This is a genomic window from Actinomadura luzonensis, assembly GCF_022664455.2.
In the GTDB taxonomy this organism is placed as follows: Bacteria; Actinomycetota; Actinomycetes; order Streptosporangiales; family Streptosporangiaceae; genus Nonomuraea; species Nonomuraea luzonensis.
In genome coordinates this window covers 2018497-2032600 of sequence record NZ_JAKRKC020000001.1, presented here as the reverse complement: position 1 = coordinate 2032600, position 14104 = coordinate 2018497, and the positions used below count along the sequence as shown (strand labels likewise).

14 protein-coding genes are annotated in these 14104 nt (G+C 66.0%); 8 read left to right on the top strand and 6 right to left on the bottom strand.

Annotation, left to right across the window (positions count from 1 at the left end; genetic code table 11):
- Positions 1-9 precede the first annotated feature (9 nt).
- From MF672_RS09610 to MF672_RS09600, 3 genes are all read right to left on the bottom strand, one after another.
- Complete coding sequence (locus MF672_RS09610; RefSeq protein WP_242373377.1) at positions 10-747, bottom strand: 7-carboxy-7-deazaguanine synthase QueE; 738 nt, start codon at positions 745-747, stop codon at positions 10-12.
- The gene (locus MF672_RS09605) at positions 744-1253 is read right to left on the bottom strand and encodes a 6-pyruvoyl trahydropterin synthase family protein (RefSeq protein WP_242373376.1); all 510 of its coding nucleotides are present in this window, start codon (positions 1251-1253) and stop codon (positions 744-746) included. Before MF672_RS09605 ends, MF672_RS09610 begins: the two co-directional genes overlap by 4 nt.
- A 635-nt stretch (positions 1254-1888) precedes the next feature.
- Positions 1889-2344 carry a hypothetical protein gene (locus MF672_RS09600; protein ID WP_242373375.1) on the bottom strand — a complete coding sequence of 152 codons (456 nt, stop codon included), beginning with the start codon at positions 2342-2344 and terminating at the stop codon, positions 1889-1891.
- 157 nt (positions 2345-2501) lie between these two features.
- Here MF672_RS09600 and MF672_RS09595 point away from each other — a divergent pair, with 157 nt between their 5' ends.
- The 4 genes from MF672_RS09595 to cutA are packed head-to-tail and all read left to right on the top strand — an operon-like array spanning position 2502 to position 5380.
- Positions 2502-3623: a helix-turn-helix domain-containing protein gene (locus MF672_RS09595; RefSeq protein ID WP_242373374.1), complete on the top strand. Its 1122-nt coding sequence runs from the start codon at positions 2502-2504 to the stop codon at positions 3621-3623.
- Positions 3620-4288: a YdcF family protein gene (locus tag MF672_RS09590; RefSeq protein WP_242373373.1), complete on the top strand. Its 669-nt coding sequence runs from the start codon at positions 3620-3622 to the stop codon at positions 4286-4288. The genes MF672_RS09595 and MF672_RS09590 overlap by 4 nt, the downstream gene beginning before the upstream one ends.
- Positions 4230-5048, top strand: a complete 819-nt coding sequence (locus MF672_RS09585) for a WbqC family protein (protein ID WP_242373372.1) — start codon at positions 4230-4232, stop codon at positions 5046-5048. Before MF672_RS09590 ends, MF672_RS09585 begins: the two co-directional genes overlap by 59 nt.
- The gene (gene cutA / locus MF672_RS09580; RefSeq protein ID WP_242373371.1) at positions 5045-5380 is read left to right on the top strand and encodes a divalent-cation tolerance protein CutA; all 336 of its coding nucleotides are present in this window, start codon (positions 5045-5047) and stop codon (positions 5378-5380) included. Before MF672_RS09585 ends, cutA begins: the two co-directional genes overlap by 4 nt.
- On the opposite strand, the gene MF672_RS09575 is transcribed toward cutA, so the two are convergent.
- A complete protein-coding gene (locus MF672_RS09575; RefSeq protein WP_242373370.1) occupies positions 5343-6641 on the bottom strand; it encodes an NsdA family TPR-like regulatory protein in 1299 nt (432 codons plus the stop codon). The genes cutA and MF672_RS09575 overlap by 38 nt on opposite strands.
- Before the next feature lie 341 nt (positions 6642-6982).
- Here MF672_RS09575 and MF672_RS09570 point away from each other — a divergent pair, with 341 nt between their 5' ends.
- On the top strand, positions 6983-7468 hold the full coding sequence (locus MF672_RS09570; RefSeq protein ID WP_242373369.1) for an ATP-binding protein: 486 nt from the start codon (positions 6983-6985) through the stop codon (positions 7466-7468).
- A gap of 155 nt (positions 7469-7623) precedes the next feature.
- Here the strand turns inward: MF672_RS09570 and MF672_RS09565 are convergent, their stop codons facing one another.
- Both MF672_RS09565 and MF672_RS09560 read right to left on the bottom strand, forming a co-directional pair.
- Positions 7624-9456, bottom strand: coding sequence for an alpha/beta hydrolase family protein (locus MF672_RS09565; RefSeq protein ID WP_242373368.1), 1833 nt, complete (start codon positions 9454-9456; stop codon positions 7624-7626).
- Between the two features lie 16 nt (positions 9457-9472).
- Positions 9473-10513: a helix-turn-helix transcriptional regulator gene (locus MF672_RS09560; protein ID WP_242373367.1), complete on the bottom strand. Its 1041-nt coding sequence runs from the start codon at positions 10511-10513 to the stop codon at positions 9473-9475.
- 224 nt (positions 10514-10737) lie between these two features.
- Between MF672_RS09560 and MF672_RS09555 the strand changes: the two genes are divergently transcribed.
- From MF672_RS09555 to MF672_RS09545, 3 genes are all read left to right on the top strand, one after another.
- A complete protein-coding gene (locus tag MF672_RS09555; RefSeq protein ID WP_242373366.1) occupies positions 10738-11763 on the top strand; it encodes an AfsR/SARP family transcriptional regulator in 1026 nt (341 codons plus the stop codon).
- A gap of 975 nt (positions 11764-12738) precedes the next feature.
- Positions 12739-13704: a hypothetical protein gene (locus MF672_RS09550; protein WP_242373365.1), complete on the top strand. Its 966-nt coding sequence runs from the start codon at positions 12739-12741 to the stop codon at positions 13702-13704.
- A gap of 36 nt (positions 13705-13740) precedes the next feature.
- Positions 13741-14079, top strand: a complete 339-nt coding sequence (locus tag MF672_RS09545; protein ID WP_242373364.1) for a hypothetical protein — start codon at positions 13741-13743, stop codon at positions 14077-14079.
- The last annotated feature ends 25 nt before the right edge of the window (positions 14080-14104 follow it).

The window sequence follows — 14104 nt, the reverse complement described above, 5'->3', positions numbered from 1 at the left end:
GAAAGGGGGTCATCGTCCGCGGGCCTCGGCGAACGCCAGGACGTGCAGACGTGGGGTGAAATGCCATCTGCGGGCCGCGACGGCGTCCGCGAGCAGGCGCATGGTCTCGATGAGACCCTCTGCCGTGGTCCCCTCCGGCATCACGTACACCGGGGCCAGGCCGTGCCGGTCCACGATGGCGCTGATCTCATCGAGCTCCGCCACCGTGCGTGTGACGAACTTGAACGTCGCCCGCCCGCTGTCCGCGAACGCCTTCAGCGCGCTGGACACGATCCGCTTGTGCTCGGCGACGCCGGAGTTGCCGAGTTTGGGAGACACGTTGAAGCGCACCCCGTCGACCAGCAGCGCCGAGTTCGGAACCAGGGTGCCGTTCGTCTCGAACTCGACCTGCTTGCCTCCCGCGAGCAGGCCCCGCACCAGAGGGATCAGCGCCAGCTGTTGGATCAGCGGCTCGCCGCCGGTGATGACGACCAGCTCGACCGGCGACGCGAGTGCCCAGGCGAGCAGATCCGCTACGGTTCGCCGCGTCGACTCCTTGCGCGGGTCGAACTGGTTCCAGTCCCACGTGTACTTGGTGTCGCACCAGTCGCACGTGAGGTTGCACCGAGATAGCCGGATGAAGAGGGCCGGCACGCCGCTGCTTCGGCCTTCGCCCTGGAAGGTCGGCTCGGAGACGCCGAAGCACTCCGCGATGAGCAGCCAGAATGCCGCATCGCTGACGGGGGCTACCGCGTCGGTGCCCGTCATCGCTGCTCCGCGTCGAAGCGAGCCCAACTGCGCTGGGTCTCGCGGACCCGGACGGCGACGAGTTGGCCTGGAATGTTCGGCTCGATGTTCTGGATGAACCATCCGGCGAGGTACTGAGCCAGGCGCTCTGAAGTCGGCTCGAAGGGCAGGATCTCGTGCAGGTTGTGGTGGTCGAGCTCGGCATCCAGAAACTTCTTGAAGGGTGAGAGGTCTCCGAAATCGGTGACGAAGCCGGGACCTGACAGGGCCTGCGCGGTGAGGATCACCTCGACCTGATAGCTGTGACCGTGCTGCTGAGAGCACTTGTGCCCCGGCGGGAGGCCAGGCAGCCGGTGTCCCGCCTCGAAGTCGAACACCTTGCCGATGCTGAGCCTCCCGGACGGGAGCAGTACGGAACGGTCCATGGACCCTCCTTGGTCGATTTCCGACACGCGCGTCCCTGAGCGGATGCCGGACTGTACGAGCTGCATGGCCTGTATGTCGGGCGCCAGTGCGACAGCGATCACGACTGGACAGACTTCTTGCTCGTGATGGGCAATTGGTCGGTCGAGGCTGCCGGCGGGCGGCTGGGTGGCTCAGCCGCGTCGTCCCTTCTCTTTGGGGAAGGGCGTCCGCCGCGGCGCAGATGCTCGGAGCGGTGTGCTTCGGCGAGAGCGATGTAGACGCGGAGGGCCTGGCGGTGGAGGCCGCGCGCTGTCTCCTCATGGCCTCCGTCTCCGTCCGGCCGTAGTACAAGCGATTGCCCGCCCTCGGACGCCAGTTCGTAGGCCCCACAGCAGGATGTGCAGCTGATGCGGAGGACAGCGCCTCTGGGCGTGTACGCCTCCCACCTGAGGTTGGCTGGCGTGAACGTCGGCTCAGCCGCGCGTGCACGATCGCCTTGGCCAGGGACGTCCCTGCACGCTGTTTCGTCGGCGTCGGGCGCCAAGATCGATATCTCCTTGAGGACCGGCTGATGGCGCAGACCGGAGGGCCGCCTCACCGCAAGATCCGCCACCTGCCTCCTCGCTGTCGCGTCAGCGCCGGTTTCGGCCTCACGGGTCAGCACGGGCTCCTCCTTGGTGACAGGGACGTTCTGATGGCGCAGGCCGACCGAGACAACCGCTCGGCCTGCGCCGAAGGCGCGATATGGCGGGGACGACTACACCGGGCCGCTCGCGCTCGGCGTGGCAGGACCGCGTGTTGTGGCGGCTGCCACGCCGGGCTCAGCCGTTCCGGGGACGCCGGCCAGGTCCGACCTCCGGAGCGCGGTACGGAGAGGGCCACGTACGAACAGCAGTCGTGCGCCAGTCGCCTTGAGCTGTTCCCGCCGCCGAGCGGCCACCTGCTTCCCGCCCAGGTGACGGGCGGAGGGCAGAACCACCCCGTAGGCGCCCGACAGGAGAAGGACGTCCAGCAGGCCGGCGAATGCCGGGGCATCCACCGACTCGGGTCGTCGCTCGATGAAGATTCCGCAGAGCCGCAATTCGTGCTGGTCGCAGTATTGGGCGAGGGTCACCGTCAGCGCTGCCTGTCGCTCGGGAGTCGAGCGGTGTAGGCGCAGGTACCCGTAGACGATCGGGCGATCCACATCGTGTTGTTCGGTGAGTGTCCACAAGGTAGCCGTCCTTACCGTGGTCGGGGTTCTTGGCCCGCACTTCGAGCATGGTCAGCGCCGACCCGGCTGGAAACGACCTGCTGTCGCACTTGCGTTGCACTTCAGTAGTCCCTCGATGGCTCTGCGTGCTTCCATGGCCGTGGAAGGGAGCAGCGACGTGACGAGCGTGCATGAGTGGACCGGCCTCGAAGCCCGTGCGCTTCGTCTTGCCCTGCGGATGAGCGTGCGGGTATTCGCCCAGCACCTCGGAGTGGCTCCCCGCACCGTGGCGAAGTGGGACCATCTCGGTCCCGCAACCCGGCCCCGCCCTGACACCCAGGCCATCCTGGACACCGCGCTCGCCCGTGCGGACTCGGCGGCCCACCTGCGGTTCGAGACCCAACTCCTGGAACTGGCGCAGAACACCGACCAAGGTCTCCGAGTCACGCGCGTGGGACCACGAGCCTGGGATTACGAGACGTGGACCGACGACCTCGACCGCAGTGTGGTCGCCCTCAGTCGCCAGAGCTTCAGCTACGCCAGAGACCTGTTGAACCGATGGCTCACCCGCTACGATCCCCACGCTCTCGACGACAAGGGCCTGTACCTGTTCGCCCGATCGACGACGCTGCTCGGCGACCTCCAACGCGACCAAGGCGCAGTGGCCGGCCCTCTGTCAGCTCGTCGTTCCTACCTCAGCGCGCGCTCGATCTATTGCCAGCTCGACATCCCCCGCCGCATCGCCCAGCTCGACCTGTCGCTGGCGGTCGTCGCCGAGATGTCGGGCCGGCTGGACGAGGCCGCCAAGGAGTACGAGTCGCTGGCGGTAGACGACCGGCTCTCCCCACGCGACCGGACACGAGCCAGGCTGTGGGTCGGCACCACCTTGAGCAAGAACGACAAGAACGACTACGCGGCCCGCCTGATGACGACCGCCATCTGCGAGTTCGAGAGCCTCGGTGAGCCCGAGGACTGGTCGGTCGCGCACCAGAAACTCGCTCTGGCCCACCGTGGCTCCGAGAACCTATCGGAGGCGCTGCGCCTGATCGACCTCGCCCGCGCCACCGCCGTCACCGACGTCCCCATGCAACGAGTACGGCTGGAGACGGCTTACGGGCACATCCTGCTTTCCGACCGGGCCACCGTGGATGATGGGCTGGTGATCCTCGATCGTGCCGCGCGCGAGGCCGCAAAGCATGGGCTCGCGCACCAACTGCGCAGCATCGAGGGCATCCAGCGGTCCACCCAGGGGAGAACCACCGTTCTTCTTTCCCACGGCGATCAGGGAGCAGCCGAGTGAGCGTCAAACAGCAGGTCATCACCGACGAGCAGTGGCGACACGCGCGCGCGATCTGGGACTACCACCAGATGCACCACGACCTGCGCCGGTGCGATGTGGCCATCGGTCTGGGCAGCCACGACCTCGGGGTCGCGCGTGCTGCGGTCGAGCTGTACCGCGCTGGGTGGTTCCCACTGCTGGTGTTCTCCGGCGCCACCAGCCCCACCACTGCGGCCCGATTCCCTCGTGGCGAGGCCGTCCACTACCGTGAGCACGCGCTCGAACTCGGCGTACCGGATGAAGCGATCCTTCTGGAATCGAACGCCACCAACACCGGCCAGAACATCGCACTGTCCCGTCAGGTGCTGGCCGACGCCGGGATCCAACCCGGTTCGGTCCTCTTGGTCTCCAAGCCGTACATGGAGCGCCGGGCGTACGCCACGGCGCGGAAGGTGTGGCCGGACGTCGAGGTGGTGTGTGCCTCCGAGCCACTGGAGCTGGACGACTACGTCAGCTCGATCGGCGATCCGAAACTGGTCATCGACATGCTCGTCGGCGACCTCCAGCGCGTGATCGAGTACCCCAAGCTCGGTTACGCCATCGAGCAGCTCGTCCCAGGAGAGGTACATGACGCCTACCAGGCTCTTCTCCGCGCCGGATTCGACAGCAGGCTCTTGTCGTCCTGAATCGCCGTACGGCGAGGTGTGCGCGATCCACCAGCCCAACCTCTTCCCCCGGCTGGCCACCTTGGCCAAGTTGTTCACCGCCGACTACTGGATCGTCCTGGACGACGTGCAGTTCGCCCGCAGGGACTACCAACACCGGGCACGTCTCGCCTCGTTCGACGGCTCGCGGGAGCCGCAGTGGCTCTCCATCGCCACCCACCTGCCGCACGGTCGCTCGACTTCCATCCGTGGAGCGAGGTTGGCCGATCCGATCCGTTGCCGCCGGCGCGTTGCCCAACTGCTCGCCGACCACTATGGGCACAGCGCTCACTGGCAGGCGTTCAAGAGGCAGCTGGAACCGTTGCTCGCCGAATTCGAGAGAACGGACCGGCTGGCGGACGTAACGGAGTTGTCCACGCGTCTGCTGCTTGAGGAGGTCGAGTGGCCGGGGCAAATCCTGCACAGCAGCGATCTGCTCGCGCGGGGTGAACGATCGCAGAGGCTCGCCGATCTCGCGTGGCTGACCGGCGCGACGACCTATCTGTGCGGGACCGGAGGCATGCGATACCTGGACCCGACCGCGTTCCGTGTCCATTCGATCGAGGTCCTCCCCTTCCAGGCCCCCACCTCGGGTGTTTGGGCATCCGCTAGGGAAGTGAGCGCCGTACACGCCCTGATGCTCGTCGGGCCGTATGCCCTGAGGCGGGAACTGGAGGTTCTGCGCGGACGCATTCAGAACAACGGCAGTGATCGTTTCAGGGACGTACGCTCGACATCATGAGGCGCCATGTCGAAGTGCACGTGACCGCTGACAGCCGTGAAGAGGCTGAGCGCATCGTCAACGCGGTGGTTGTGAGCCGCGTGGCAGCAGGCGCCCAGATCAGTGGCCCAATCACTTCCACCTACTGGTGGAAGGGCGAGATCCAGCGCAATGACGAGTACTTGATCCTCATGAAGACCACGATGGACCGACTCGATGATCTCATCGTGGTTGTCAGGGAGGCCCACTCTTACGAGACGCCGGAGATCGTAGCCGTCCCCATCGAGGGCGGCCTCGCCGGCTACCTGAACTGGATCACAGAGGAGACGGCTGCTTCCCCGAAGGGCGAGTAGCGGCGTACTCGGTGCGGAACTCTGTCGCGATCTGAGACCGTGAGGGCTTGAGTTCCGCGGCGACGTTGTCGAGACGCTCCCAGCCGAGCGGGAAGCCCATCGCCGTGGTGGCGTCGAGGGCGGATCGCGCGCAGGCGACCGCCTCGGTGACGTCTCCGAGGCGGTAATGCGCGAGTGCCATCTCGGCTTTGACGACGCACAACTTCTTGATCTCAGTGGTTGGTCCGAGGTGAAGCGCGATCTCGTCCATGGCGGCGATGGAATCTTCATGTCGTCTGAGCCGTGAGTAGACGGTCAGCGTCATGGACGCGAAGCGCCCCGGGTCGAGGAAGCACGTCCATGGACGGGCGTTGATGTCCGCGCCCGCGTAGACGTCCCCCGCTTCGCGGATCGAGCGCAACGCGTCACGGTGTTCCCCAAGAAGTGCACTCTCCTCAGCATGGCGGGCCAGCAACCATGCTCGTGTCGCGGGGTCACCCGCGCCGATCCGGTCGAGCCCCCACTGAACGAGTCGGGTGCTCCGGGCGCCGTCTCCACTCGTCATGTACGAGCGGTACCCGGCCATGCAGGCGGCGATGGAGTGATCCTTCGCGTGTTGTGCAGCCGCGTTGGCCAGGCGGATGTGGGAGGCCGTCATTTGCTCGTCCCCCAGCTCCCAGGCGAACCATGCGGCCAGGATGGCGCTCTCCCCGGCCACTACCGCCAGGCGATCCCGATGGGCATCCGGAAGGCCACTTTCCAACAAGGTGCTCACCTCGTTCAAATGGCTGATCAGCGCCGGGTAGAGAGACTTGGCGGGGATGTGCTCTTCGATGCGATGGAAGCCACGTGTCCGGTCTTCAAGATGAGCGATGGTCGCATCGTCCGGCCGGTGGTCTCCACCCAGAGCCCGCATGAGGCGTTGGGCAGGGTCGAGTGCCGCGCCCGCGGTGGCGGCCGCCGCCAGTTGCAAGATGGTCCGGCGATCTACGCGCAGGTTGAGCCTCCCTACTGTCCAAGCCAGGGCCATGTGGTCGCTGGGCAGATCGGATGGCGATGCCGTCTCAGGTTCAGGGTTCTGAGCCCATACACGTCGGTAGAGCTCGGCGTACACCGGGCCGGGCTGGTGAGTGCCTGCCTCATGGAAGCGGACCTCCCGGATGATCGAGCTTCGGCTCGGCAGAGTGGCGCGTGTCCTCGGGTCAGCAGCGAGCTCGAGCTGCCGTGCCAGTTCGTTCTGAGTCCAGCACCGGCGGAGGCGCTTCGCGCGGATGTCCTCCACCCAGTCTGGCCTAGCGCCATTTTCGCTCATTCTGGGATCACCTATGCGCTGGTAACCGAGGTCCTCCTGCAATCTCCTCCAGTCTCTTCCTGACAGCCCCGTTTTCGCAGGTGTTCGCTGTGGGTGACCAATTCGCTACTCACCTGAGGGTGAGGAGCCGCTGATGCGCCATGAGTCGGGTCAGGAAACGGGCGCAGAGGCGCGCTGCCGCCCACCAACTCCGGAAGGAGGTCCCGCATCCATCTGACGACTTGACCCCTGATGTGGAGTCAGGTCCCCATGGGGGCCCGTCGCATCCGCCCCGGACGCGACGGCCCACGGCCGTAGGAGGAACGCTGCGAATGATCGAAACGACGACCCCGCAGGAACGACAGGACTGGATGCGCGCGCCCGCACGGATGGCGTGGCGGTGCGTGTTCTCCGGGGAAATGGACCAGGTACGGCAAGCCCGGCGCATGGTCGAGGCGTTGTTCGCCGGAACGGGTCGCGAGAACGACGCCGGACTCATCGTGTCTGAGCTCGCGACCAACACCTTGCTGCACACCCGGTCCGGCCACACGGGAGGCTGGTTCGGGGTGGAGGTTCAGCTACCGATCGAAGGCCCGGCCTACATCGGGGTCTGCGATCTCGGTGGAGCCGGGATCCCACAGTACAAGCGTCAGCAGGCCGAGCAGGAGCTGAGCGTGGGCGGGCTGGGACTCGCGATCGTCAAGGAGCTCTCCATGAAGCTCTCTCGAGTCGGTAGCCCGGAGACCGGGCACACGGTATGGGTCTACCTGGAACTCAAGGCCCGGGACGTCGAGTGCGCGGGCACCGTAGCGGGATGAAAACGTCGGCCTGCTGCTATCAGGCCGACGCACGGAGAAGAGAGGCGATGAGCACAGGCAGACTCGGAACAGTCCTTGAGGAGCTCTGAGCGCTGACTGGTGTGAACTGCGGTGCCCATCCGTTCTGCGGGTGGGCACCGCTCAGTTCTGGGCCGTCATCCCGTCTGGAGTGGTTCGGGGTGATTGGCGCCGGTGGCGATCAGGTGGGCGTGAAGGAAGGTGCTGATGGCCTCGTACGCGGTGAGTTCGTTGGCGCGGTTGGTGAACCCGTGGCCTTCATCGGGATAGATGTCGTACCGGACTTCCACAGCCCGTTCGCGCAGGCGGGTGACGATCTGATCGGATTCGGCCTGGGGGACACGTGGATCGTGGGCTCCCTGGATGACGAACAGGGGAGCGGTGATGCCGTCGGCGTGAGTGACGGGGCTGCGCTCCAAGAGGTGCTCGGCGCAGGTATCAGGATCGCCGAGGACGGTGGAGACAAACGTCTTCCAGGTGGGAGGTGACGCCTTCGCCAAGGTGACCAGGTTGCTGGGACCACAGATGGAGACGCCTGCGGCCCACGAGTAGGGAAGGCGGGCCAGGCAGGACAGGGCGGCGAATCCGCCGTACGAAGCCCCCATGACAGCGAGGCGACTGGTGTCGGTCCAGTCGAGGGTCTGCAGGTACCGGACGCCGTGGTCAAGATCGTCAAGGTCGATGCCGCCCCAGTCGCGGTAGATGAGCTTCTGGTGGGCGGTGCCGTAACCGGTCGATCCGGCGGCGTTGGGAGCCAGGATGGCGATTCCCTGGTGGAGAAGGTGCTGGTAGAGACCAGAGCGGGCGTAGATGGGGCGTTCCTGGGCTTCCGGGCCGCCGTGGATGGACAGCAGGACCGGATGAGGTCCTGGACCGTTCGGCCGGTAGAGCAGGGCGTGGACATCGCGTCCGTCGCGGGCCGGGTAAGTGATCAGCTCGGGGACGATGGGGTCGATGACACGCAGGGCCGTGGGGCGGGTGTCGGTGAGGTAGCGGAACTCCTGGCCGACCAGGTCCAGGATCGCGAGTTCCGCCGGCCGTGCCGCCGAGTCGATCAGGACGACCGCGAGGGAACCGTCCGATGCCAGGGACAGAGCCGAGATGACTCCGGGTGGGATATCGGGAAGAGAGATCGGGGAACCGTCGCGTTCGGCGTGCAAGCGAGAACGGCCGGCTTCGTTGACGGACCAGATCCGGACTCCGTCGGCGACGTCGAGGGCTTCGACGTCCCAGTTCGGATTGGCGATGGCGTGCAGGGACTTGGTCTTGAGGTTGTAGAAGGCGGCGGCCGTGAACTCGCTCCAGTGATCGGTGAGCAGGTGGAAGCCGCTGGAGTCCGGAGCCCAAGCGCCGGGTTCGAAGACACCCTCGCCGAGGGCGGACGTCACGCAACCAGGTTGGGCGTCCGGATCACTCAGATCGGTGAGATAGACCGCGATGTCGGTGTTGGAACGGAAGCCGGTCGACAGGAGCCAGCGGCCGTCGGGGGAGAGGCTGACGGCTTCGAACGCGACACCCTCAGGAGGCGTGAAGTGGCGGAGACCGCCGGTCTCGAGATCGTGGACGATGAGGTCCTGGGCGGCCGGATCGCGGTCGTTGGCGGTGTAGGCCAGGAAACGACCGGTGGGGTCGAACGGCGATTCGGCCAAGATGCGTTGGCAGTCCGGCCCGGAGCTGATCTCGGTCGGTTCGCCGCCCTTCAGAGCGACCATGTAGATGCGGAACTGCTCGTCCCCGTTCTCGTCGGCGGTGAAGACCAGCTGGTCGCCGGAGGGTGTCCAGGCGAACTGCCGTACCGTCCGGTTGTCAAAGCCCGCCACGCGGCGCGGCTCACCACCGGCTACGGGGATGATCCACAGATCGTAGTGGCCGGAGGCATGGCTGGAATAGGCGACCATGCGGCCATTGGGAGAGAGCGCAAGCGTGCGCTGGAATCGCTGCTGGGGGACGAAGTCCAGATATCCGAGCATGTGACGGCCTCTCGAGTCAGTCGATCCAGCCGCGGCGCGCCGCTGCGGCTCCTGCGGCGAAGCGGGTCTCCACACCCAGCTCATCGCGAATGGCGGTCCAGTGTCTGCGCATGGTGTTGACGCTGATGTCCATCCGCCGGGCGATCGCCTCGTCGGACAGTCCTTGGGTAAGCAGTTGCAGCACCTGCGCCTGTGCTGGCGTGAGCGGCCCGGCGGCCTTGGTGCTACCGAACGGGATCGCCTTCTCCCACAGCAGCTCGAAATACTCCCGCAGGGCACCGACGATGACGGGGGAGCGCACGAGCAGTGCTCCGCCCATCCCCGTGGGTGTGAGCGGAAGGAGCGCGACCGCTTCGTCCGCGAGCTTCATCTTCATTCCAATACGAGGCAGCAGCCGCGCCTGCTCTCCGGCGGCCACCGCGGCCTCGATCGTCTTCGCGCCGATCGGATGCTCCGCGCAACGGGTCTCGTAGATCGCGCGGCACCGCACCTGGCCCTCGAACACCGGTAGTGGTGCGTATCCGGTGGAGTCTTCGACGGGCGCTTCCAGGACGTAGTTGTCCAGCGTGAGCCAGTCGTGCCGGGCCGCGTTGATGAGCGCGTACGACAGGCGGCTGATCTCGTCCCGGTCGGTGACGATCTGCACGAGCCGGTCCATCCCGGCGCTCGGCGAGGCGGCAGCGGATGTCTGGTGGAACTCACTCAGCCGCTTGTGCCCGGCCAGCAGCCGTTCCTGATCGTTGACGAGGCGGCGTGAGAGATCCGACAGAACACCCTGCAACGCCAGCTCGGGCGGCGCGGGCACTAGCCGCGGTGGCATCAACGGACCGTCCGGTCGAAGATGTGCCATCCCGCAAGCGGTCAGCTCCGCCACCCGCTCATCACCGCCCAGCAGGGAGGCGGCGTCGCTCTCATGACAGCCGTCTTCCGCGAGCAGCTTCGAGTACGACGCGAAGATCTCGTCTGGAACAACGCCTGCCAGCAGGCGCTGTGCATTGATCTGATTCTGCCCGTCCACTAACACCCCCAGACAGAGGGTAGTGGGTTCGATGCTCACGGTGATGATGCTCTGAGGACGTGTCGAGCGGTGGGTGGTTCCACGCGATGGTGGGTTTTCACCAGCGGGCGCAGCGGCCCAGAAACCCCGTAGCGCAAGGCGTTCTAGCGATCCTGGACCCCGTGCCCCTGCTCAGTAGCCGCCGTGAGGAGTTTCAGGACCTCTGATCTGCCGCCGCACGCGATTCGATCAGTCCACACGGTCAAGAGCGGCAAGGAGGCAGCATGCGGCGGCAGCACGTCAGGAAGGCGATCAAGGCTATGGCCGGACTCCTGGTGGCGTTCGGCTCATTCCACTCGCGCAACCGTTCGGCGCATCCACCCACGGACGCTCGCCTTCACGGTGTGGACACAGCACAGACGGTCCTCGCCCCTGTAGTCCCTCACGGTGATACGGGCCCGCAGCAGGCGCCAGCGACGACTTCGCATGTCAGGACGGATGAGGAATACCTGTCCGCACAGCCCGCTTTGGCAACCATCAGATCTACCGCCGTTCTGCACAGCGCAGGAGCCGATCGGCGCGGTGTGATCCGTCTCATCGGCCAGTGCGCCATCGAGGGGCGTGGCCGAACGGCAGGTGGCTGGGGAACCGACACATGGGCGCTCCTGGGCCTGCTCGCCGAGCACCGTTCCTCCTTGCTGACCAAGTCCGCCGCTGGCGACAAGCTCTGGCCCGACGTCGATGCACCGAACGACCGGTTCGCCGGCCTGCTGAAGGCAACGCGCGCCAAGATGTGCGAGGCCATCGGGATGCCCGGCAACTATGGACGCGTCGTCATCCAGTTCGTCGGCGGCACCGGGTATCGCATCAACCCCGACCTCTACACCTGTGACGTCTGGCAGATCCGCGACCTTCTCATCGCAGCCGCTCGGGCCGGAGGCTCGGAGAGGGCGGCCGCGTTGATCGCTGCCACGGAGCTCTACACCGGCTCCTACCTCTCCACCGTCCCGCATTTCTGGGCTCGGCAGGCAGCGGACGCTCTCAACCGCAGCATCGTCCAAGCCCTCGCCCAGCTCGCGGATCTGGAGGAACAGCCCGAAGCCGAGGTCAGCTACCTCGAGCGCGCCACAGAACTCGACGGCGTCGCTGAACACCTCTACCGCAGGCGAATGGAGGTTTACGCCCGTCTCGGCAGACTCCAGGCCGTCCATTACTGCTACGACGAACTACGCGAACACCTGCGTAATCGAGGAAGGAAGCCGTCTCCTCAAACAGAACAGCTCTACAGGAGGATTTCCGCCTGCGAATGAGGAGCTGGATCAGCGCGGCTAGCCATTATTGACGACTTGACGCGAGCCGGCGAGTTGACGCTTGATATACCAGCGCGTCCGCGCGCAACGGTGAGCACGTAGCAAGGAAAGGATTCGCAGGCCATGCGCTTATTACGGATGTAATTCCATAGGCTCGCGAGGGGCGTGCAAGTATCGGAGGATGCGGGACGCCCAGTGATCGAGTCAACAAGACCGTCGAGGTGAGTGATCTCGTCGGCTCCGGCGCCCTCGCTGTCACGTGTTGTTGCCGCCACGCTGGCATCGAGAGCGCCAGGAGGCCGTGGAGTCGTCACGCTTGTCGTCATGCGCAGCAGTGAGATGCCTGCCTGGTGATGCGCTAGTTCGGGCCTGGTGAACGCCCACGAAGAGTGGGACCAACCGGCTGCTATCCGGCTGGTCCCACTCCCTTAGAGTACGACCCGCCCCACGCGCAGGAAGACCTGCTTCCCTGAAGCGCGGACCTTCCTTGCGCTTCCTTTGCGCGCTGTCGATCGTCCCGCCGGTCGGTGCGCCGATCGCTCTGCCGATCGTCCTGCCGTCTTGATCGGTACCCTCGCGCTACCGGCCGGGCGCACGTGAGTGCGGTCGTGCAGGGTACCGGTGGCCCGCCCGACTCGCCTTACGAGTCGATAACTCGGCAAGAAGCGATCCGACCGTGCTGCCACTGCCTCCATTGATTCCTCCTTCTATTGGCCCGTGCGAGCCCTTCCCTGGATTCTTTGGCTCTGCATTCTGGCCTGCCGTGGGCGGCCCCTGATTGCGCTGGGGTTAATGGGCTGGGGCATAGCAATGCGGAGAGATCATTGCCAGATTCGATGTTCGCGAGTCCATTGTTTTTACCCAAGCGTCGCCGGATCGGCTTGCTTTGCGTTTGGGGTCGAGAAATAGTCGTTGTGTACGAACAAATTAGGCCCCATCAATTCGGGGCCGCAAATCCAAGCCGGAGGAGAAAGAATGGCGATGAACATGACGTCCGAGACGAGTGGCGCCTCGGTGGAATTTCACCCCGAAGGTACGGCGGGCAAGGTGTGGACGGCGCTGAAGGCAACGCCTTCTGCCTCCATCACAGCGATCGCCGAGGCCGCCTGTGTCTCTCGGCCGACCGCCACCAAAGCCCTTACGGCGTTCGCTGAGGCAGGTCACGCGGTCCGCACGCCGGGCGGGCGTTCCGAGGACGGGCGCGCCCTACCCGATACCTGGGCCCCGATCATCGCCCACGCCAAGAGCCAGAACGACACGGTTACGGCAACGACCGACACGCCCACAACACCCGACGAGAGCACCGTGGCGTCGGCGGTTCCGGACGCCCCTGAATCAGCCGCTCAGGAGGCTCAGGCCACCCCAGATCGAACCAGCGCTCAGACACCCACGATCTCTCTCCAGGAGGCCATGCGCATTCTGGAACAGGAAGCCGACCGTCGCGCGCTCGCCGAGGCACAGCTGGCCCAAGCGCAGGCTGAGGAGGAAGCCCGACGCCAGCAGGCCGCCGAGGCATTGGCCAAGGCCCGCACGGTCGAGGACACGCGCCGCGCCCTGACCGACCTCCTCAGCGCCGTGACCACCACCTACGCGGCCCTCTTGTCCGACGACGAAACGGCATTGACCAAGGGGTTGGAGGCCATCTACACCGGCACCGCAGACGTGCGCAAGGCCGCCCGTACGAGCCAGCCCAAGACCACCAGCACATGGGGCTCCTCGCGCGGCGACCGCAGCGCCCCTCGGCCGCTGCGCCCGGACGTCGTCGCCCATCTGACGAAGCATCCCGACCTAGCGTTCACCGCGAACGAGATCGCGAAGGTGCTCGGCCGGTCTTCCGGAGCGGTCGCCAACGCCCTCGACACCCTCGCCCGCACCGGTGAGGCCGAGCTCGTCGGCGAGGGCCCCAACCGCTTCCGTGCGGCCAGGTCTCAGGAGGCCTAGTGAGTGGCCTCTATGGCCCTGACGTGAGGAGAAACCATGTCCGATGAGATGTTCACCCTCCTCGGGTGGGCATGGGATGTAGACCTGGCCACTCGTCTGGCCCGACGCCACCCAGTACGCCCGGCTGCTATCCGGACGTTGATCGGCGTCAAGGACCTCATCCGCATCGACCCTGACCACGCCGCGACGGTGGACCTGACCAAACCCCTCTTGGTCGTCCCGCTCCCATGCGCCCTGCCTCCCGGCAACCGCCTGGTGATCGACGGCTGGCACCGCATACACCGTGCCCTCGACCTAAGGATGGAGAAGCTGCCCGCGATCCTTCTGGATCCGGCGGACGAGCGCAGGTGCCGCCTACGCGGCGGCGACATCTGACACGGCACAGGAGGGCGGGCGTGTC

Coding starts and splice junctions, on each gene's coding strand:
- MF672_RS09610 (WP_242373377.1), bottom strand. CDS start 747: ATGACGGGCACCGACGCGGTAGCCCCCGTCAGCGATGCGGCATTCTGG.
- MF672_RS09585 (WP_242373372.1), top strand. CDS start 4,230: ATGACGCCTACCAGGCTCTTCTCCGCGCCGGATTCGACAGCAGGCTCT.
- cutA (WP_242373371.1), top strand. CDS start 5,045: ATGAGGCGCCATGTCGAAGTGCACGTGACCGCTGACAGCCGTGAAGAG.
- MF672_RS09570 (WP_242373369.1), top strand. CDS start 6,983: ATGATCGAAACGACGACCCCGCAGGAACGACAGGACTGGATGCGCGCG.
- MF672_RS09565 (WP_242373368.1), bottom strand. CDS start 9,456: ATGCTCGGATATCTGGACTTCGTCCCCCAGCAGCGATTCCAGCGCACG.
- MF672_RS09555 (WP_242373366.1), top strand. CDS start 10,738: ATGCGGCGGCAGCACGTCAGGAAGGCGATCAAGGCTATGGCCGGACTC.
- MF672_RS09550 (WP_242373365.1), top strand. CDS start 12,739: ATGGCGATGAACATGACGTCCGAGACGAGTGGCGCCTCGGTGGAATTT.
- MF672_RS09545 (WP_242373364.1), top strand. CDS start 13,741: ATGTCCGATGAGATGTTCACCCTCCTCGGGTGGGCATGGGATGTAGAC.